We start from the raw sequence: 21590 nt of genomic DNA, 5'->3' as shown, positions 1-21590 counted from the left end.
GATGGCTTATCATTCTCTCCCACTGTAATATTTATAATCATTGCCTGTATTCTTACCGCAATAAGTAATCTAACAATATCTAAAATATTATGTTACTACACTAACTTAAAGTTATCCTGGATAAATTTATTTCTATTTATATGTTATTTAGGCTTAATCATATTTTTACTAGAAGGTTAAAACTCAAATGCCAAATAAAAAAATTAAATCTCTACTTAGTGCAACAATTATAGCAATCACTTTATTATCTTTATATTCAATATGGCAATACTATTTCTATTCACCATGGACTAGAGATGCTAGAATTAGAGCAAAAATTATAACTATAGCTCCTGATGTATCTGGATTTGTAACAAAAGTCTATGTAAAGGATATACAACAAGTAAAAAAAGGAGACCCTATATTCTCTATTGATGATGAAAGATATGTCGCTGATTTTAAAGAAAAAGAAGCACTAGTTGATCATGCAACTCTAGAGCTGAAATTGGCTCAACAACAATATGGTAGAAGAAAAAAACTAGGTAAAACTGGCTCTATAAGTAGAGAAAAACTAGATGACTACTTAATGAATGTTAAGCTTAAAAAAGCTGCTTTAGAAAAAGCAAAAGCAGATTTCTTAACAGCAGATATAAACTTAAAAAGAACTAGAATATATGCTCCTGTTAGTGGAACTATAAATAATATAAGTTTAAGACAAGGTAATTTTGTCAATGCAGGAAAACCTATAATGGCTATAGTTAAAAAGGACTCTTTTTATGTTACTGGATATTTTGTAGAAACTAAAATCCCTAATATCAAGATAGGAGAAAAAGCTAGAGTTGAATTAATGAGTGGAGGAAAACCACTATATGGACATGTGGCAGGTATAGGTAGAGCTGTAGCTGATAATAACACAAGCTTAAATAGTGAGTTATTACCTAAAGTACAGGAAACTTATGATTGGGTAAGACTATCAAAAAGAATACCCGTGGATATATCTCTTGATGTAATACCTAAAGATGTAGATTTAGTAGCAGGTATGAATGCTAATGTAAAAATACTATGATGAATGAAATTTTTACCAAAAATAATTTGATATACGCTTTTAAAGCTTTTATTTCTATAACTTTAGCTCTTTATATATCTATGAGTATGGGGCTAGATAAACCTGTATGGGCGGTGATTACTTCTATTTTTTTAGCGCTTAGACCTGAAGCAGGCTTTATTATTGAAAAAGGTATATTTTTGGTATTTTCAACAGTAATAGGAATAATAATAGGATTTACTATAATTAGCTTGTTCTTGCCGTACCCACCTTTAGCAATATTTTCATTATGCATGCTTATAACTATTACAATGCTCTTTTCTGTAAACGATTCTCACTCGAATCTTGCGTATGGTATAACTTTAACTAATGTAACATGCACAATAGTTGTTCTTTATAGTGTAGCTAATCCATCAATCACTACCGAACAAATGATTTTCCATACTGGCTTTTCTAGAATTTCAGAAATAATGATAGGAGCTCTAAGTTCAGGTTTTGTTAATTACTATATTTTCCCCATAAAAGTAGAAGATTCCATTAAGAAAAAAGTAGAAGATTCATTTGATTTAGTAATTAAATATACTAGAGAAATATTTTCAGCTCAAGATTTTCGCAATAATGAAAAATATAATAAACAAGTAGAGAAAATTCTTGATAGCCTCGTAGCTTTAGATAATGATTTGACAGCAAATAGATTTGAAAATAATAAGACTAGTACTTATTGTAGATTTTTAAATAGCATAATAGAATTAATCCAATCTGCACACTACCTAAGAAAACAAACAACAAATAATGATTCTAAGGAATCTATAAAAAAGCATTTATATGAAATATATAATCAATTAGATATGTTTGATCATAAAAAGAAAATTATTTATAACTCTAGTAACGCTTTAATAGATAAACTAGTAAAAAAGTTTAATACGGTAATCGATAATTATCAAAAAATAAATAGCCAAGAGTTTGACACATTCACAGATAATACATTTCATCATTTCAAAAACTACAGCAACAGTATGGTAAGTTTAATTAATATTTCAAGGAGTATTTGTTTATTCTTATTTTTATCTTTAGTTTGGTTAAATACTCAAAATGATCCTCAAACACTTTTACTTATGATAATAATACCTACGATTTTTTCACAAATATTTGTCCATATGCCAAATACTTCGGAATTTGTAAGGAAAACAATCAGAGGTATGATTATATCTATTCCTTTTTCAATTATTATCACACTAAATCTATTAGCTCAGGTTGTTGGATACTTTGAGCTATTCATGCTAATTACTATAATAATCTTATTTATACCTCTGGTAACATTAACTATTCCTAATTTTCAACCCTATAGTATAGGTTTTATTCTTGGTTGGATATGTATAATACAGCCAAGTAACCACATGACTTTTGAAGTTTCTAGATTACTAAGTTCTGGATTGAGTGCTTTATTTGGGTGTATTGTATTATGGCTTGCATTTGAGTTATGTCCCCAATATCCATATAAAATAAGTCGTAGGTTAGCTATATTATCAATTATTAAAGATAGAAAAAAACTAAGACAAAAAGAAATAGCTAAAAAACAATATAATGCAAAAATTATAAAAAAAATTCTATGCGTCTATAAGAATAGAGAAAATAATAACTCTTCAGAAAAGGATATTAAATTTGCTCTTAGAAGCTTAATACGATCTATTTAAAATTACAAACTCCATAAATATCTAATTTTAAATTTCAAATATATTCTATATTTTTATAAATATCTATTGTATCGAAATATGATGCGGAGTATCATAATGTTCAGACAGTTTTTAACGTCTTACTTCGATTATCGTTTTACCTACTAATCAAAATACCTTTTCAATAAGGAGTTTAATATGATTGTACTTTCTATTAATGGTTTACTATTTTCTCCATTTGTACTCTTAGTGTCCATTGCGTGTGTATTAATAATAGCTACTAACCTAGTTATTCCTAAGGTTTTACGGAACTATACAATTTTAAGGTTATCTTGGTTGAACTTACTACTATTTATTCTTTATTTAGGTATTAGTATACTTCTATTTGGAGAGTAATATGCCTAGTAAAAAACAAGATCTTTTATCAGCATCATAATTATTATTCTGGCTATTTTTTCTCTATATATAATCTGGCAATACTTTTTTTATGCTCCTTGGACTAGAGATGCAAGAGTTAGAGCTAAAATTATTACTATAGCTCCTGATGTCTCAGGTTTTGTTACAAAAATATATGTAACTGATAACCAAAAGGTAGAAAAAGGAGACTTAATTTTTACTATTGATAATGAAAGATATAAAACAGAATTCAATGAAAAAGAAGCGTTATTGGAACATGCCTTAATTGAAGCACAACTTGCCCAAGAAAAATATAGCAGAAGAGAAAAGTTAGGAAAGACTGGAGCTATTAGTCCGGAAGATTTAGATGATTATTTAATGGAGAAAAAACTTAAAGAAGCTGATTTCAAAAATGCTAAAGCAGACTTTGAAACTGCTAAGATCAATCTCAGAAGAACTAAGATATATGCTCCTATAACTGGAACAATCAACAATATAAGTCTAAGACAAGGTAACTATGCAACAGCTTCAGAGCCTGTAATGTCGATAGTAAAAAATAATTCTTTCTATATCACAGGTTACTTTGAAGAAACAAAGTTACCAAATATTCAGATAGGTAAAAAAGTCCAAATTCAGCTAATGAGTAATACAGAGCCTTTACATGGACATGTAATTAGTATTGGTAAAGCTATTGCCGATGATAATACTAATGTAAATAGCCAACTTTTACCTAAAGTACAACAAACTTATGATTGGGTCAGACTTTCAAAAAGAATACCTGTAGATATATCTTTAGAAGATATTCCAGAAAATATTAATTTAGTATCAGGTATAAATGCTACGGTAAAAATTCAATGATACATAATATATTTACCAGTAAGAATTTCATATACACTTTCAAAAGCTGTATAGCAATAACCTTAGCTCTAACTATAGCAATAGGCCTTGATTTAAATAAGCCTATGTGGGCTATGATTGCTGCTCTTTTTTTACAAATTAGACCCGAGACAGCTTTTATTATAGAAAAAGCCATTATCTTAATACTTGTATCTTTTATAGGAGTTATAACTAGTTTTACTATAGTTAAATTCTTTTTACCATACCCTATTTTGGCAATATTTTCCTTATGTATATTTATGACAATCACAATGTATTTTTCTGTTAGCATGTCTCATTCTAATTTCATCTATGGTTTCACTTTAGCCAATATCACATGTATTATAGTTATTTTTTATTCCATAGCTGATCCATCTACGACAACTGAACAAAGTATTTTCAATACAGGATATTCTAGAATTACTGAAATGATGGTGGGAAGTATTTGCTCTTGCTTAGTAAATTACTACATATTCCCTGTAAAAATTAAAAACACACTTAAAAAACATACAACCAACTCTCTTGAAATTACTATTAAATACATTAAACAAATTCTTTCTTTTACTGATATTAATAATAATGAGAAATATAACAAACAAGTAGAAAATATACTCAATAGTCTTGTAACTTTAGATAATGATTTAACCGCTAGTAAATACGAAAACCTCAATAATAACAACTATCGTAAGTTCCTTAATAGAATAGTTGAACTAATTCAAGCAGCTCATTGTTTAAGGAAAAAAACTATAAAACATCGATTAAACTATCCTTCTAAGATTATCTTAAATAAGATATCTGATAATATTGATAATCTTCTAACTAATCAAAAAGAAATTACCATAAACTCAGATAATTTACTACTTAATGATGTAATTTCAAAATTAAATGCTGTAGTTAAAAGTTATAAACAACTGAATACAGAACACTCTATTTTATCAAAAAGTGAATCATATTATTCTCTAAAAAACTATAATAACTTAATAGTAACTTCTATTAAGATATCTCGAACTATATTTTTATTAATATTTTTATCTATTTTTTGGATAATAATCCAAGGTAATTCTAGCTTACTCATGATGCTAGTAATACCTTGTCTTTTATCTCAATTATTTATGCCTGCACCAGACTCTCTTAGACGAATACAAAATGCCATAATAGGTATAACTATATCAATTCCTGTCAGCTTTATTACTTTAACTATACTTTCTCAAGTTACTGGATATTTTGAATTATTAATATTAGTTTTACTAGCAAGTCTTTTTATTGGAATAATTATTTTACCAAATCCAAAATATCAAGCGTTTAGTATAGGGTTCTGTTTAGGTACTATAGCTCTTATACAACCTAGTAATCATATGACTTTTGAAGTTTCTAAATCACTAACTACTGGACTAAGTGCTGTATTTGGATGCGGCCTTTTATGGTTAGTTTCAAAACTATACCCTCATTCACCATATACAATTACAAGAAAATTTACTATTAAATCAATAGTCAAAGACAATAAAAAATTACATCATAAAGAAATATCTAGAAAACAATACCACGCAATTATTATAAAGAAAATACTTTGCATATATAAAAATAGAAAAGACGATGGCTCATCGGAAAGGGATATTCAATTTGCCCTAAATAGATTAAATGATTAAATCTTAAAACTTTACTGCTTATTTATAAATCAAAAAGTCTTATATATTTTTGTTTTACAAAATTAACTTCATAATTAGCCTCTCGAAAGCTAAATGGATATTCTAATTTCAAATCGTGAACATTGTTATAAACTTGTTCTATTAACCTTATTCTCTGCTCTCTTAATGAAGTCTTCTGACCTACAATATCAAGTAAATTAAGATTATATTCCCACTGTTCGTCACCAAGCATATGATAGTACTTTAATGAGCTACTATCAAAACCGGATCTATGAGTCTTACTATCTTGCATTTTGGCAAGAGTTCCAATTAAATCGGCTTTATTTTGTTGCCAAAGATTAGCTAAAAAAATTGCCTGACACTCAGATAAAACAAAAGGCAATGTTTTCCAAGGCAAGCCTATAAATGCAAGATTTAAATACTTCTCATGAAGGAGCTGATTATATAATGGCTCAACGATATTATCCTTTGTCGAGACTATATCCTGAGATAAAAAAGGAAAATCATATTTATAGCCAGTACAAAATATAATCTCATCAATTTCTACTCTATTTTGATTGGCTGTTATTGCTAGACAACCATCTTTTGTTTTCTCAAATTTTTGTACTCCAGAAATAAACTTGATTCCTTTTTTAGAATTTTGCAAATTATGCGATTCTTTTTTACTATCTAATTCTCTTAAGGAAACATAAACCTCTCGATTACTATCTAATAACTCGTGAGATATATCCATACCAGATGATGAATAGCCAATACACAAAACTCTCTTGCTATGATTATCAGGAGATCTATAGACTTTACTATGAGTAATATGATCCTTTACTCTATCGATTCCATCTATATCAAAAGGAATTTTAGGAGTATTATAGTGACCATTACATACTATAGTAAAATCAAATTTTTCTTTAAATCTCTCCTGATTCTTTAAATATGTAAGCTCCCATATAGTTTGATCTGATAATTTCTCTATTGGCTCTAAATTAACAGCTTCACAATTTAACCAAACAAGTTTATTTATTTGCCAAGCTTTTGCATTATCTTCTAAATAAGCTCTAACTTTATCATAGTTTATAAATGACTTATCTGACTTATAAGAAACTTGTGCATTCTCAAAAGTCATTATCTCTTTGGGTAAATTGGTTCTAAGACTTTTATATAAAGCCCCTTCTTGTTCACGATAATTCCAGACTCCTGCAACATTATTAGTTTTTTCAAAAACTGTTACATTAAAGCCCTTATCTAAAAGAGTTTTTGCACTAATTAGTCCACTAGCACCCGCTCCGATAATAGCTACCTTCTTCATACACTACCCTGATATATTACATTTGTATCCACTAAATTTACGTATATTTATTACTCCAGTATCAAATATTAAATACTGCCCCTTTATACCCATAAGCTTAGCATCAATAACAGGATCTTTATCCAAATTAAAAGATTTAATTTTCATAGGGTATTCAAGCACAGGATAGTTTATTTCTTGAATACTTCCCTCTACAGCTTCAACACTATTCTCCCCATGCTTAGCTTTTATTTCTTCTATTTTATCATTAGATTTCTCAATCAATTCATCTCTTAATTTAGCAAAATCCACGCTATTATCTGGATCGCCTTGAAGCATTTTACGCCAGTTAGTCTTATCTGAGATATGCTGTTTGATTGCAACTTCGACTAATCCAGATATTAACCTAGTTTCAACTGCAAAAATCGGAATAGCCTGGCTAGCTCCTTGATCTATCCAGCGTGACGGTACATTTTTCAGTTTAGTAATTCCTACTTTAGTATCACCAGTATTTGCTAAATAGACTATATGGGTTTTCATACAATTTTTCTCACCCCATTCAGAGTCTCTACAAGTACCTTCTGCAAAATGACATAACTCTGGCTTAACAATACAAATATCGCATTCAGGCAGCCTTCTCATACACATAAAACAATGTCCTTGAGAATAACTTTTTTTTGTTTTAGCCCCACAAGAAACACAGTTAATCTCATTTAAAAATTCTATTCTTAGATTCTTACCAATATATTCATTCATACAAATGTCTTCTAACTCATAGCTGGCATTATTTTTATCATCTAAAGATGTATTCATTTTATGTAAATTAACAATTTTATCCATTTTATTATTTTTCTAAGTATTAAACTGCCTTTTAGAATATCAGACTTTAAAACTAGTTAAAATGCTTGATGTTATTAGCTATAATCAAATTATACAAAATAATATGCTTTGAATATGAGTGTTAGACTAGATAAATGGCTATGGGCTGCTAGATTTTTTAAAACTAGAGCTTTAGCAAAAAAAGCTATTGAAGGTGGCAAAGTACATTTCCAGGGGCAAAAAACAAAAGTCAGTAAAACTGTAAATATTGGTGATATCTATCAAATTCAGCAATCACATATCAAAAAAATGATAGTTGTCGAAGCTCTTGATGAAATTAGGAAATCTGCAACAGAGGCTCAAAAGCTCTATACAGAAACAGCTGAAAGCATTGAAAAAAGAGAGAAAGAAGCGCTGATAAGAAAAACAGCAAGCCTACAAAGTCATGAAAAACCAACCAAAAAACAACGCAGGCAAATAATTGGCTTTAAAAGAAATGATTAATTACTAAATTTTTCGATCATTTTTAGCACTACATAAATTATTGCACTGATTATTAGTGAAATGATACAAACTTTTAATGCTATAGGAAATAAGTGAATAAATATTGTAATAATTGTAACAATAATTAAAACACCAACAAATATCGATAAAAACTTATCCATCTTCTACAACCCCTTATTTTATAATAATTTTTGCAAATTTACGCTTCCCTACCTGGAAAACATTCTCAGTACCTTTGCCATAAATAACCTTATTATCAGATACTTTCTCACCATCTATTTTAACAGCTCCCTGCTTCATCATACGATTAGCCTCAGAAGTGCTTGAAACTAAACCAGCCTCTTTCAGCAAGTTAGCAATAGGTAACTCCTGTTCTAATTCTACAACATTTATATCATCAGGTATCTGATTTTTTTGAAATCTTTGTATAAAATCTTGATGAGCCTTTTCAGCACCTTCTTTAGAATGGAATCTTTCTATCAGCTCTTTAGCAAGTTCTATCTTTATATCTCGAGGATTTACTCCATTCTTAACATTCTCTTTTAGTTCTGCTATAACCTCTAAAGACTTAAAGCTTAACAACTCGTAATAGCGCCACATAAGATCATCAGATATAGACATAACTTTACCAAAAATATCATTAGCAGGCTCTTCTATACCAATGTAATTTTGACTAGATTTAGACATTTTCTTAACACCATCTAGACCTTCTAAAAGAGGCATAGTAATGATAATTTGTGGCTCTTGACCTTGTTGTTTTTGTAGCTCTCTACCCATTAGTAAATTAAACTTCTGATCCGTACCACCTAGTTCAATATCAGCATTCATAGCTACAGAGTCATAACCTTGTACCAGAGGGTACAAAAACTCATGAATAGAGATTGATTGGCCTCCCTTATATCTTTTTGAGAAATCATCTCTTTCAAGCATTCTAGCTACTGTAGACTTTGAAGCTAGTTTAATCATGTCACTTGCTGACATTTTATCAAACCAATCTCCATTGCGACGTACAACTGTTTTTTCTTTATCCAAAATCTTAAAAACTTGCTTTGTGTATGTTTCAGCATTTGAAGCAACTTCCTCAGCTGTAAGAGGAGGTCTTGTAGCATTCTTACCCGTTGGATCTCCAATCTGAGCTGTAAAATCACCAATTAAGAAATGGATTTCATGCCCTAAATCTTGAAGCTGTTTTAACTTATTAATAACAACAGTATGACCCAGATGAATATCTGGGGCTGTTGGATCACAACCAAATTTAATAATTAATGGCTTATTTTTTTGTAGCTTTTTTACTAACTCTTCTTCGATAAGGACTTCATCCGCCCCTCTTTTGATAATTTCTAAAGTCTGCTCTATAGTCGACATTATAGTTTTAATATATAAATTTCTTTCAATAAAGCAAAATTATATCACAAAACTCTTTTATACACTTAATAAAACCTTATACTTATCTTAAAGTAAAAATATTTTATAAATAATGAATATCTATATTTCTCAAAGTAACAATATTTACTTTAACCTAGCATTTGAAAATTGGCTTTTTTTAGAAAAACTACAAGATAAAAAGATACTATTCTTATGGCAAAATGCTCCTTGTGTAGTTATTGGTAGAGCCCAAAATCCTTGGCTTGAATGTAATCTTGATGCTATGAAAAAAGATAATATTATAATGGTCAGACGCCAAAGTGGTGGTGGTACTGTTTATCATGATTTTGGAAATTTAAACTACACTATTATTTCTCCTAAAAAAGAACATGATATTAAAGCTAATCTTGATTTAGTTTGTAGTGCTGTAAAAAAGTTGGGGATTGATGTCTATGCTAATCAAAGAAACGATATAGTTGTAGATCATCATGGATTTACTTATAAAGTCTCAGGTAGCGCTTTTAGAGAAAAAAAAGATAGAGCTTTCCATCATGGTACTCTACTAATAAATGCTAATACTAGAAAACTTTATGATTATCTTCATCAGCCAATTGATACATCCTTAGATACAAAAGGCGTCAAGTCACATCGCTCTAAAGTTATAAATTTAGCCGAAATAAACCCTGATATCCATGTTCAAGATGTTACAAAGACTTTTTTAACTAATTTCAATAGTAGTGAACTAAGTTTAATAAATGAAGAAACTCCATTAGAAAACAAACAAATAATAACTGATGAAATAGAAAATCTCAAAGATTGGCAATGGAGGTTTGGTAAAACATTACCTTTTAATAAGGTTTATACAAAAGATAACAATAAGATCAAAATAAAAATTGAATCAGGAATTATAACCGAAGTTAATAGTAGTGATAAGGATATAAATATTTCAGATAAGAAACTTAAATTTAAGCAGTCATATAATTTTGACTTTTTTAAGAAATTACTAAATTAATAAAAAATTATTTAATCATCTAGATATTCTTTAGTCTCATTAACAAAACCTCTAGTTATTAGCTGAGGTCTTGTTATAGCAGAACCAATTACTAAAGCATATGCTCCAGCATCATAAGCATTTTTTGCTTCTTGATGCGTTGATATACCACCTTCAGCAATTACAGGAACTTCTAAATGTTTAACTAACTTATTAATAAGCTCAATATTAGGTAAAGATTGCCCTTTCGTTTCAGATGTATAGCCACTTAGTGTAGTTGCAACTAGATCAAACCCTAATTCTTGAGCATACACTCCTTCTTCAAAAGTCGAACAGTCAGCCATAAGCAATAGTTGTGGAAATTTAGTTTTAATTTCAGCAAATAAATCTTTTAAATTTTGATTATTAGGTCTTATACGAGATGTTGCATCTATAGCTATAATATCGACACCTAAACTAGCTATATCTATTATTTCTTTTATAGTTGGTGTTATAAAAACTTCTGAATTAGGATATTCTTTTTTTAAAATACCTATAATAGGCAAATCGACCTCTTGCTTTATAGCTAAAATATCTTTTTTAGAATTTGCCCGAATTGCTACTGCTCCACCCTGCTTAGCAGCTAATGCCATTTTAGACATTATAAACGAACTATGCAGAGGCTCATCTTCTAATGCCTGACATGAAACAATTATTCCTCGAGGTAAGATATTAGTTACATTTTTTTTCATAACTTAAGTTTTCCTAATAATAATAGTTACGGTTTTTTGTTATATAGTATGCTCCTATTAGCCCTGCTGTATTTTCTAAATTAGCTTTGACTATTTTTAGCTTATTATGCACAGGTAATGCTTTTTTCTGAAAAGCTGTATTTATATCATCAAATAACATCTGGCCTTGTGAAGATATCCCTCCACCAACAACTACAAGCTCTGGATCAAACATATAAACAATGTTTAACAATGCTAAAACAATATTATTAATAAAACTTTCATAAACAATTACAGCTTCTTTTTCTAAGCTTCTTATTTTTTGAAATAGTTCTATACCATTAACATCTTTACCAGTTAATGTATGATAATGATCAAGCATTCCCTGAGTTGATACTATTTTATCAAAACAAGAATTATTAATAGGCATATATCCAGCTATAGCAGCACTATTACTACTACCTTTATATAGCTTTTTATCTAAAACAAAAGCTCCTCCAACACCTGTACCTAGTGTTAAGCAAATAAAGTTTTTACTATTTACTGCAGCACCTTGGCACATCTCCCCTAAAGCCGCACAATATGCATCATTTTCAACGTAGGTTTTTACTCCAATTTGAGAATGTATTTTTTCTGCTAAATTACAATCTGTATAGTTAGGAAGATTATCATTAGCATAAATAATTCTTCCAAGCTTAGCATCAACCTGTCCAGCAGTACTGATGCCTATTTTTTGGATATTGTAGGAGTTTAGAATTTCCTTACTATAGTCAATTAACTTATTAGGAATAGTATCTCTACATGCATTTCTAGGAGTTGGAAATTTACCAGAATCAACTATATTTTCATTGTCATCGATAATTCCATACTTAACATAAGTTCCACCAATATCAAAACATAAAGTATTCATTTATTTCCCTTCATATTATTTTTCAAAAGCTACAGGCTCATTAACAGTTTTATAAGTTAAACCAGAAATAGGTTTAGTATCACGCAATACAAAGCTAAGTAGATAACTTATAACTACACTAGAAACAACTCCTATTAGTCCATAATACATAACATAAATACTAGTTTGTTTAACAAGATACAAAACTACTACACTAGCCAATACACCAATAAAAGCTGCATTGCCTGTTACCCTTTTAGATAAAATACCAATGATAAATGCTCCTGCAATCGGTCCACCAAATAATCCCAGTATTGACTGGAACAACATCTGTAAATGAGCTTGATTAGTTATAGTCATATATAAAGCAATTAGTGTACCAATGATTCCTGCAATAATAATTACAAGCCTAGCTACTAGCACAGATCCTTCCTCACTAACATTTCTAAAAAAACGATCTTTAATATCTGTAACAAAACAAGCTGAGATACTATTTAAACTACTCGATATTGTTGATTGAGCTGCTGCAAAAATCGAAGCTACTATAAATCCTGCTATTCCTGTAGGCAACTGTGTCACAATAAAGTAAGGTACAATTGAATCAATATTTAAACCTTTAGGCAAAATAGCTGAATTTTGCTGATAGAAAATGTAAAGTAAAGTTCCCATTCCAAAGAATATAAATATCACACAAAATGCTAATTTAGCATTAAGGTATACAGCCTTATTTGTCTGATGAATATCTTTAGTTGTATTATACCTTTGAACTACATCTTGGCTTCCAATATACTGATAAAGACTATTAAATACCCCACCAACAAAAATACCAATGATAGTTGCATGAAAAAGACTTAAGCCAAAATCTGCGTGAGTTAGAACCTTTCCTTGATTAGCGACAGCATTATATATTGCATGTTCTGGGTGATTAATTTTAAATAATAAAAAAATTATGATTAAAAGAGCTCCACCAAGAAGTAATATACCTTGGATTACATCGGCCCATATTACCCCTTCTATACCTCCTAAGAATGTATAAATAATACATAACACACCTATAGCTATTGCCAAAAATACAGGATCTATGTTTATTACAGACTCTAAAGCAAGAGTTGGTAAATATATAACAATAGCAACTCTAAAAATATGAAACATCATAAAAACAACACTTCCTAAAAGTCTCATTTTTATATTAAATCGGCATTCTAAATATTCATATGCGCTTGTTACTTTTAGCTTTCTAAAAAAAGGTACTGCAAATATTACAACTAATGGAGATATTGCAACTATTGATAGATTATTAAAGCCCATTGCCCAATTTTGACGATAGGCCAAGGCAGGTATCGACATAAAAGTAATAGCACTTAATGTAGTTGCAAAGATACTTATTCCTACAGCCCAACCAGGGACTCGTCCTCCAGCTTTAAAGAAGTTATCTGTACTTTTACTACTGCGTTTGGAAAAATAAACCCCTATTAATAACATTCCTAGCAAATATAATATTAAGATAATATAGTTTATAAAACCTAGCTCTACTTTCATGTGTCAACCTCCTTTCAGAATTTTTAGATATTAGAAATATTTAGCATTTAGCTGCTTAAGTTGATCAACTCTACTCTCTGATATCACTTTAAATGGTTTTTTACATACCCCAGCGTTGATACCTTGTATATGCAACATAGCCTTTAACGACTGGAAAAAACTTTCTTTTAATAAACCTGATATAATGTCATTACATTGATGCTGAATTTCTCTTGCTTGAGCTACTTGACCTTTATTCACCAAACTAAAGATCTCTTTCGCACGTTTACAATTAATATTGTAAGTACTACCTATAGCTCCATCAACCCCTAAAGAAACCGACGATAAAAGTAACTCATCAAAACCAGCATAAATAATCTTATCTGGAAACTGATATCTAATTCGTTCAAGTAAAAATAAATCTGCTGCTGTAAATTTAACACCTATAACATTCTTAATATCAAAAAGCTCAGAGAATTGCTCAATAGTCATATTAACACCAGTTAGCATTGGGATCGTATAAATTACTAGCTTATTATCAACCTGATTAGCAATTGTTTGGTAATAATCCTTAACCTCCTCAAAATCAAACTTATAGTAAAAAGGAGTAACTGCCGATACTGCATCATACCCTAAAGATGTTGCATATTGACCTAACTCAACCGCCTCTTGTAAATTAGTAGAGCCAATCTGAGCAATTAATGTAACTTGATCTTTTACCTCATCTTTAGTTATCTTAAAAATTTGCTTTTTTTCTTCTGTTGAAAGCATAAAGTTTTCACCCGTACTACCTCCAACATATAACCCATCAACATTTTGTACATCTATATTAAAACGGATAATTTCTCGCAATCCATTTTCATCGATTTTTCCATGCTCATCAAAAGCTACTAATAATGCTGAAAATACACCTTTCATATTTAAATCCTCTTTTATATTTGTTTAGTTATAACTGACCATTTCTTTTTAAAATACAAAAATGTTCACGAGAACATTTTTTTCTCAAAATAAAATTACTTCAAGTTTGATCTAAAAATAATTTTAGCTTCTACAATTTGATGTATGTTTTTTTTATTGTTTATCTCTCCATGTAACATAGAGAATATTTCTTTAGTTGCTAAATACCCTTGTCTAGTATGATTTTCTTTAACCGTAGCCAATATATCTTTATTGGATAAAAAGTCATAAATACGATTATTCATACCATTACAAACTACAGATAACTTAATATCTGGTATATGCTCTTTTATTGCATAAATAATTTCTGGTAAATAACGACTACTATAAATCGAAACGATATCTTTCATTATGTATTTATCAATAATCATATCTACATTATCCAAAATGTTATCAATATAAACCGGTCCAACCATATTAATATTTTGAAATTTTGCTTCTTTATAAAATCCCTCTAAATATTTGCTAGATGATATTTCATCACTCTTTGTGTCTAAAACTAGGACTTTTTCATTATCTCTAATTAAAGGAGCAAGAATATTTGCAGAAATCTCTCCCGATTTACTATAATCGCTACCAATATGAGGAATATCATTATTGATAGCTATGTCTAAAGTTAGAAACTTAATCTTTGGGTTTTCTTTTATTATCTGCTTTATTTGTTTTTTTAATTGGGGGATTATTATAACTCCATCAGGAGACTCTTCTTTAATAACCCTCTTAAGCTGTTCAACCTGCTCTTTAGGAGCATCAATGTTAGTTTCTACAATATTTACTACTGTACTATAGTTTTTAAGTTCTTTAGCTGCATTAAGCAAACCATTTTTAATCTCTAAGCTATAACTCTCATTAAGTGATTTAATAATAAAAGCATATATTTTTTTAGGATTCTTAGTCGCTAAAGAACTACCTATTAAGTTTTTACTATAATCCAGCTCCTTTGCTAAATTTAGAATTTTTTCCTTAGTCTCTGGTTTAATACTACCATTACCCATTAATGCTCTAGACACAGTAGTTCTAGAGATATTAAGTTTCTTAGCAATATCTTTTTGAGTTGCCATGTAGTTAAATTCTATTTTCAATGCTCCCGTATACTTCTACGCTAAAACAACAGGCATGTATTGTCAATAAATTAACCAGCACTTAAATATTAATATTTTCTATTTTAGAATATTAAAGATATATAATTTCCTTGGGAGAGAGATCTTTAAGTTATTGAAAGTAGTTATGGAATTAAAGTTAAATAAATTACTATAAACTAACGTTTATTACTAGTAGAGAAGAAAGCAGCTACGCTAACAGCAAATATAAAAGGTAAAATAAAAGCATCAACTATTGTTACAACAATATTTTGTATACTCATCTCTAATGAATTCATATCTATACTCATATTTTTTAGAAGGTAAATCAATCCAAAAGTAAGTAAAGGCTTTATAATCATAAGAGCTAAAACTGTTACCGCTATTCTAAGCATGTAAAAGAAATTATTTTTGATTGCAACAAAATTACTAGATACAGCCTCAAAAACACCTTTTTGATCTAAAAGTACCGCAGGCATTACTGTTAAAAACAGTAATATTGCTATAAATATACCTACATACTGCAAAAACATTGTCAATATAGACATCACAATCATTGAAAGCAAGAAAACTCCTATAAAAGGAAATACTCTTTTTGGAAATATTTGTAATGCCACTCTTATAGCATCAGTTGCTTTCATTTCATGCTTAACCATAATCCCTTGTAGTATAACTATCATTGCATAAACAAATATAGTTGCTACTATAATTATCAAAATCATTAATGCTAAGATATTTCCTCCAGGAAAATTATCGGGAAGACTCTTACCTCCACTTTCAATATATTCAGCCATGCCATGCTGCATTAAGTACACCAAACAAAACTCAGATATAAAAGAAAGCATAAATGCTAAAGCAAAAGTTATCTTAAATGCCCTTTTATATATAGTCGTAGCTAATGAAATTGTCTCTTTAAAATTTAAACTCATATTTAAAACACTCTATTAATAAAGTAAAACAAGCTAAAATATAACATAATTTTGAATATTTTTAAGTCTAAAAAACAAAGATAAACAATAAACTTAAAAAAATAATGATAAAAAACTTGTAAAATCTCACATCAGTACCACCTTATATTAAATAGATTATTTTAACAACGCCGAATAAAGGAATAATAATATGGAAACAATGAAAGGAACTACTATTCTTTGTGTTAGAAAAGGTGATAAAGTAGTAATCGGTGGTGATGGTCAAGCAACTTTAGGTCATACTGTAGCAAAAGATAATATTGTAAAAGTTAGAAAATTAAATGGTGGTAAAGTACTTACTGGATTTGCAGGATCTACCGCAGATGCTTTCACACTATTTGAAAAATTTGAACAAAAATTAGAATTCTACCAAGGAAACTTAGAGCGTGCAGCTGTTGAAATGGTTCGTGAGTGGCGTCTAGATAGAATGCTAAGTAAGTTAGAAGCTATGATAATAGTTGCTGATGAAAAACTGTCTCTTTTAATTTCTGGGGTTGGTGATGTAATGGCAGCTGATAAAAATGATATTATTTCAATTGGTTCAGGCTCTACTTATGCTCGTTCTGCAGCTACAGCTCTTGTTGAAAATACAGACCTTTCAGCAGAAGAGATTGTCAGAAAAAGTCTAACAGTTGCTGCTGACACTTGTATTTATACAAATCATAATTTTACTATAGAAAGTTTAGAAAACAAAAAAGGATAGTTATACCATGGCAGAAATAATGACTCCAAAAACAATCGTACATGAATTAGAAAGACATATTATTGGTCAAAATGATGCAAAGAAAGCTGTAGCTATCGCATTACGTAATAGATGGCGTAGAATGCAACTTGATAGCGAAATGCGTCAAGAAGTAACTCCTAAAAATATCTTAATGATTGGTCCAACAGGTGTTGGTAAGACAGAAATTGCGCGTAGACTGGCAAAACTAGCAGACGCCCCTTTTATCAAAGTAGAAGCTACTAAATTTACAGAAGTTGGTTATGTTGGTAAAGATGTAGAATCTATTATTCGTGACTTAGTTGAAATGGCTGTTAAGATGAAGCGCGAAGATGCTAAAAAACAAGTTACAAAAAAAGCTGCTAGATTAGCTGAGGATAGAATATTAGATGTTTTAATCCCTCCAGCAAGAGCCGCTGAGTCAAAGGTTGGTTTTGCTAATGAGCCTGCTGAAGAAGCTTCTTCTAAGAAAGAGAAAGAAAATAAGACTCGTGAAATTTTTAGAAATAAAATAAGAAATGGCGAACTTGATGATAAAGAGATTGAGATTGAAGTAGCTGCTGCTCCAAAAAGCATAGGAGTAATGGGTCCTCCAGGAATGGAAGATATGACAAACCAGCTTCAAGATTTATTTTCTAGTCTAAGCAGTGACAAAAAGAAAAATAAAAAGATGAAGATCAAAGATGCTATCAAACTTGTTCAAGATGAAGAAGCTGCAAAACTTATCAATGAAGAAGATATAAAAGCTCGTGCTTTAGAATCAGTTGAGCAAAATGGTATTGTATTTTTAGATGAGATTGATAAGGTTTGTAAAAAATCTAGTAACTCTGGGGCTGATGTATCTCGTGAAGGTGTTCAACGTGATCTACTACCTTTAGTAGAAGGCTCAACTGTCTCTACAAAATATGGCATGATTAAGACAGATCATATACTTTTCATAGCTTCAGGAGCTTTCCATGTTGCTAAACCATCTGACCTTATACCTGAATTACAAGGTAGATTACCTATTCGAGTTGAATTAAGATCCTTAGAGATAAAAGATTTTGTAAGAATATTAAAAGAACCTGATTGTTCTATACTTAAGCAATATATTGCTCTTATGAAAACTGAAGGTGTTGAACTAAGCTTTGATGAAGATGCAATTAAAAAAATTGCCGAAATTTCTTATCAAGTAAATGAAGAAGTTGAAAATATTGGGGCTAGAAGATTACATACTGTTATGGAAAGACTTCTAGAAGAAATCTCATTTGATGCTCCAGAGCTTAATGATAAGACTATAAACATTACTACTGATTATGTTAACGAAAAATTAGGAACGTTAGTTAAAGATAAAGATCTAAGTCAATATATCTTATAAGAAGTCAAAAGACTTATATACTAAATTTTCATTCTCCACTGTTTTTTACAGCTATTTATATAATAAAATCTTATTTACTGTATTACTAGTTCTAGAACAACAATGAATTTTTCATTATTTAAAAATGCCTCAAAACTCTTATTAATAACTCAACTTGTTTCAATAATTAGTTTTGCGGTTCTTTACTCAACACTAGTCTTATTTATGACTCAAGGACTTGGGCTTACTGTTAATAAAGCAAGTGCTATTATGGGAGTCTTTTTCACATTTAACTTTGGACTTCATCTTTTAGGTGGTTATATTGGAGGCCGTCTAATTAGCTATAGATCTCTTTTTCTAATAGGTATGTTACTACAAACAATAGCTTGCTTATTTTTATCATTCCCATCTACTGAAAACTTATATATTGCTTTAGCTTTATTTTTAGTAGGTAGTGGTATGAATCTTCCTTGTATAAATATGATGCTAATCCAGCAGTTTGAAAGTGATGAGAATAATAGTAGAGAAAGTGCTTTTTACTGGAATTATGCTGGAATGAATATAGGATGTTTTATTGGTTTTACAGTTGCTGGAGTATTTCAAGTACATAATAGCTACCATATACTATTTCTTCTAGCGGCTATTACAAATATTATTGCTTTTGTATTATTAACTTTAGGTTGGAAAACAGTTGCAGATAAGACTACTCCTTTAGTTAAGAAAATCAAAAAATCTGGATCTCACATATTAATAAAAAATAATTTTTTTGCAATTATTATAATACTTTTAGTTATCTCTTTATTATTTTTAGCGTTAAAGTACCCATTAAATACCAACTATATTGTTCTTGGTATTGGAATATTACTATTAGCAATGTTTATTCCTATAGCAAACGCTCAAAGAGAAAAAGAACAAAAAGAAAAAGTTTACGCATATTTTATATTAGCTTGTTTTGGTCTTGTTTTCTGGTCGGCTTACTCTCTTGCTCCAATGGCTCTAACAGTATTTACAGAGGCAAATGTAGATAGACATTTCTTAGGTTTTTTAATGCCAACACAATGGTTCCAAAATATAAATACCATAATTATATCTATTGGTGGAATGCTATTCCCAAGTATATTAATAATTATTCGTAAACGATTTATTTTTTCTTTTCCTATGCAATTTTGTTTTAGTATTATCTTTATGGCTATAGGATTTCTAATGCTTATCATAGGCATTCTATGTGCAAATACTGCTGGCTATACTGCAGCCATTTGGCTGATACTAAGCTATGCTTTTCAATCTATTGGAGAACTACTTATTGGTCCAACAGGATATGCTATGATTGGTAAACTTGCTAGTCCGAAACTTCAAGGATTAATGATGGGAGCTTGGATGGTAGTAGTAGGAGGTACATCAGGTGCTATAGCTAGTTTATTATCAGTATTAGTAGCTTCGCCAAATATACATACTACCCCTACAAAAACAAATTCAAGCTACTTAATGTTATTCTCTATTTTAACTTTAGTAGCAGCAGCAGCAGCATTTTTAATGTATTTAATAATTCCAAGAATCAGAAAACTTGCTCACATCTAAGCATATTTGCTATATTTTACTCTAACTATATTTTATAATTGATCAACTAGATTATTGAGCTAATATTTTGTTGATGACTTTTAGAGAAAAATATTCAAAATATATTCCCCTTTTTATTTCTATTACCCTTGCTTTAAACGGTTTTATTACGATACTAGCTGTTGCTATACCAATTATTAATCGGATCTTTTCTATAAACATAGATACACAAATCCCTTCAGACTTGTATGACATCGGAATGAAATACAATACAGGATTAGGAATATTTTTACCTCTTCTTTTAGGGTACTTCATGATAATAATTGCTCGAGGGGTTTACCTTAGAAAAAGATCTTTTTGGTTCTTAGCTGTTATATTTATTTGTCTTTCTATTGTTGGTGACTATATCCAAGATAGACATATATCCTATAATATTGCCTTTTTTACTCATATTACTGAGATTATATTACTTATAATTTTTAGAAAAACTTTCAACAAAAAAAATTCAAAAAAATTTACCTTTTACCAATTTGTATTAGCTATCACATTTTTCTTGGCCATTGGGTATAGTGTTATTGGCTTATATTATTTAAAAGATCAATTTGATGGCATAAAAACTATATCTGATGCTATTTACTTTACTATAGTTACATTTAGTACTGTTGGATATGGTGACATACACCCTCTTACGGAAGAGGCAAAACTTTTTACAGTGTCTATTATGATTATAGGTATTGGACTATTTGCAACAATTATAACCGTATCAGCTGGTAGTATTATTAGTACACTTACTGAGAAATTTAAACAAAAAGATGGAGTTCTTTTTATGAAAGATCATATCGTAATTTGTGGCTACACAGAAATTACTAAATGTTTGATAAAAGATTACTTAGAGTCGCATATTGATAACCTTGTAGTTATTGAAAAAAATTACTTACAAAAATTTGTAAACATAGATTTAGAGCAAAAAAAGCATTTTATAGATGCTGAATCATATGATTATGATGCTCTTAAAAAAGCAAATATTGCTACTGCAAAAAGTATTTTTATCCTAAATGAAAAGGACTCTGATAACATCCTTACATTACTAGCGATAAAAGAAGTATTAAAAGAGCTTCACAAGGATTCACTACCTAAAATATCTATAAAACTAGATAAAAATGAGAGTATTAGTATAGCGAGTAATATCGGAGTAGATCAAATAGTCTCACCTACTAAAAAAATTGCTGAAATGCTTATAAAATATAAATAATTTAATCGAAATATACTTAATATAAGA

Annotated in this window: 20 protein-coding genes; 10 read left to right on the top strand and 10 right to left on the bottom strand. The window is 29.6% G+C overall.

What is annotated here, in order from left to right; all coding sequences use genetic code 11:
* Positions 1 to 187 precede the first annotated feature (187 nt).
* The 4 genes from F3D62_RS00375 to F3D62_RS00355 all read left to right on the top strand — a co-directional run bounded on the left by F3D62_RS00375 (position 188) and on the right by F3D62_RS00355 (position 5615).
* Positions 188 to 1045: an HlyD family secretion protein gene (locus tag F3D62_RS00375; RefSeq protein WP_150466272.1), complete on the top strand. Its 858-nt coding sequence runs from the start codon at positions 188 to 190 to the stop codon at positions 1043 to 1045.
* Positions 1042 to 2718 (top strand): FUSC family protein, encoded by a 1677-nt coding sequence (locus F3D62_RS00370; protein ID WP_150466271.1) that lies wholly within the window; start codon positions 1042 to 1044, stop codon positions 2716 to 2718. The genes F3D62_RS00375 and F3D62_RS00370 overlap by 4 nt, the downstream gene beginning before the upstream one ends.
* Positions 2719 to 3120: 402 nt before the next feature.
* Positions 3121 to 3951 carry an HlyD family secretion protein gene (locus F3D62_RS00360; RefSeq protein ID WP_150466269.1) on the top strand — a complete coding sequence of 277 codons (831 nt, stop codon included), beginning with the start codon at positions 3121 to 3123 and terminating at the stop codon, positions 3949 to 3951.
* On the top strand, positions 3948 to 5615 hold the full coding sequence (locus tag F3D62_RS00355; protein ID WP_150466268.1) for an FUSC family protein: 1668 nt from the start codon (positions 3948 to 3950) through the stop codon (positions 5613 to 5615). Before F3D62_RS00360 ends, F3D62_RS00355 begins: the two co-directional genes overlap by 4 nt.
* A gap of 22 nt (positions 5616 to 5637) precedes the next feature.
* Here the strand turns inward: F3D62_RS00355 and F3D62_RS00350 are convergent, their stop codons facing one another.
* Positions 5638 to 6918: an NAD(P)-binding domain-containing protein gene (locus tag F3D62_RS00350; protein WP_150466267.1), complete on the bottom strand. Its 1281-nt coding sequence runs from the start codon at positions 6916 to 6918 to the stop codon at positions 5638 to 5640.
* A 3-nt stretch (positions 6919 to 6921) separates the two neighbouring features.
* On the bottom strand, positions 6922 to 7737 hold the full coding sequence (locus F3D62_RS00345) for a DUF2797 domain-containing protein (protein WP_150466266.1): 816 nt from the start codon (positions 7735 to 7737) through the stop codon (positions 6922 to 6924).
* 114 nt (positions 7738 to 7851) lie between these two features.
* On the opposite strand from F3D62_RS00345, the gene F3D62_RS00340 reads away from it, so the two are divergent.
* Positions 7852 to 8220 carry an RNA-binding S4 domain-containing protein gene (locus F3D62_RS00340; protein ID WP_150466265.1) on the top strand — a complete coding sequence of 123 codons (369 nt, stop codon included), beginning with the start codon at positions 7852 to 7854 and terminating at the stop codon, positions 8218 to 8220.
* Here the strand turns inward: F3D62_RS00340 and F3D62_RS12660 are convergent.
* Both F3D62_RS12660 and tyrS read right to left on the bottom strand, forming a co-directional pair.
* Positions 8217 to 8381: a hypothetical protein gene (locus tag F3D62_RS12660; RefSeq protein WP_191092495.1), complete on the bottom strand. Its 165-nt coding sequence runs from the start codon at positions 8379 to 8381 to the stop codon at positions 8217 to 8219. The genes F3D62_RS00340 and F3D62_RS12660 overlap by 4 nt on opposite strands.
* A 13-nt stretch (positions 8382 to 8394) precedes the next feature.
* On the bottom strand, positions 8395 to 9585 hold the full coding sequence (tyrS, locus tag F3D62_RS00335) for a tyrosine--tRNA ligase (protein WP_150466264.1): 1191 nt from the start codon (positions 9583 to 9585) through the stop codon (positions 8395 to 8397).
* Positions 9586 to 9697: 112 nt separating this feature from the next.
* Between tyrS and F3D62_RS00330 the strand changes: the two genes are divergently transcribed.
* Positions 9698 to 10597 carry a lipoate--protein ligase gene (locus F3D62_RS00330; protein WP_150466263.1) on the top strand — a complete coding sequence of 300 codons (900 nt, stop codon included), beginning with the start codon at positions 9698 to 9700 and terminating at the stop codon, positions 10595 to 10597.
* A gap of 11 nt (positions 10598 to 10608) precedes the next feature.
* On the opposite strand, the gene F3D62_RS00325 is transcribed toward F3D62_RS00330, so the two are convergent.
* The 6 genes from F3D62_RS00325 to F3D62_RS00300 all read right to left on the bottom strand — a co-directional run bounded on the left by F3D62_RS00325 (position 10609) and on the right by F3D62_RS00300 (position 16658).
* Positions 10609 to 11307, bottom strand: a complete 699-nt coding sequence (locus F3D62_RS00325) for an N-acetylmannosamine-6-phosphate 2-epimerase (protein WP_150466262.1) — start codon at positions 11305 to 11307, stop codon at positions 10609 to 10611.
* Between the two features lie 13 nt (positions 11308 to 11320).
* A complete protein-coding gene (locus tag F3D62_RS00320) occupies positions 11321 to 12196 on the bottom strand; it encodes an ROK family protein (protein WP_150466261.1) in 876 nt (291 codons plus the stop codon).
* A 15-nt stretch (positions 12197 to 12211) separates the two neighbouring features.
* Positions 12212 to 13714 carry a sodium:solute symporter gene (locus tag F3D62_RS00315; protein ID WP_150466260.1) on the bottom strand — a complete coding sequence of 501 codons (1503 nt, stop codon included), beginning with the start codon at positions 13712 to 13714 and terminating at the stop codon, positions 12212 to 12214.
* Between the two features lie 30 nt (positions 13715 to 13744).
* On the bottom strand, positions 13745 to 14611 hold the full coding sequence (locus tag F3D62_RS00310; RefSeq protein WP_150466259.1) for an N-acetylneuraminate lyase: 867 nt from the start codon (positions 14609 to 14611) through the stop codon (positions 13745 to 13747).
* Between the two features lie 95 nt (positions 14612 to 14706).
* Positions 14707 to 15711 carry a LacI family DNA-binding transcriptional regulator gene (locus F3D62_RS00305; RefSeq protein WP_150466258.1) on the bottom strand — a complete coding sequence of 335 codons (1005 nt, stop codon included), beginning with the start codon at positions 15709 to 15711 and terminating at the stop codon, positions 14707 to 14709.
* Positions 15712 to 15908: 197 nt separating this feature from the next.
* Positions 15909 to 16658, bottom strand: a complete 750-nt coding sequence (locus F3D62_RS00300; RefSeq protein WP_150466257.1) for a hypothetical protein — start codon at positions 16656 to 16658, stop codon at positions 15909 to 15911.
* A 190-nt stretch (positions 16659 to 16848) separates the two neighbouring features.
* Between F3D62_RS00300 and hslV the strand changes: the two genes are divergently transcribed.
* The 4 genes from hslV (at position 16849) to F3D62_RS00280 (ending at position 21563) form a co-directional block, all read left to right on the top strand.
* Positions 16849 to 17400, top strand: coding sequence for an ATP-dependent protease subunit HslV (gene hslV, locus F3D62_RS00295; protein ID WP_150466256.1), 552 nt, complete (start codon positions 16849 to 16851; stop codon positions 17398 to 17400).
* A gap of 7 nt (positions 17401 to 17407) precedes the next feature.
* A complete protein-coding gene (hslU, locus tag F3D62_RS00290; protein WP_150466255.1) occupies positions 17408 to 18775 on the top strand; it encodes an ATP-dependent protease ATPase subunit HslU in 1368 nt (455 codons plus the stop codon).
* A 102-nt stretch (positions 18776 to 18877) separates the two neighbouring features.
* Positions 18878 to 20332 carry a peptide MFS transporter gene (locus F3D62_RS00285; protein ID WP_150466254.1) on the top strand — a complete coding sequence of 485 codons (1455 nt, stop codon included), beginning with the start codon at positions 18878 to 18880 and terminating at the stop codon, positions 20330 to 20332.
* A gap of 73 nt (positions 20333 to 20405) precedes the next feature.
* A complete protein-coding gene (locus F3D62_RS00280; protein ID WP_191092494.1) occupies positions 20406 to 21563 on the top strand; it encodes an ion channel in 1158 nt (385 codons plus the stop codon).
* Positions 21564 to 21590 lie beyond the last annotated feature (27 nt).

It is taken from the genome of Francisella sp. SYW-9 (assembly GCF_008711465.1).
GTDB lineage: Bacteria > Pseudomonadota > Gammaproteobacteria > Francisellales > Francisellaceae > Francisella.
This window is presented reverse-complemented; position numbering and strand designations above follow the sequence as displayed.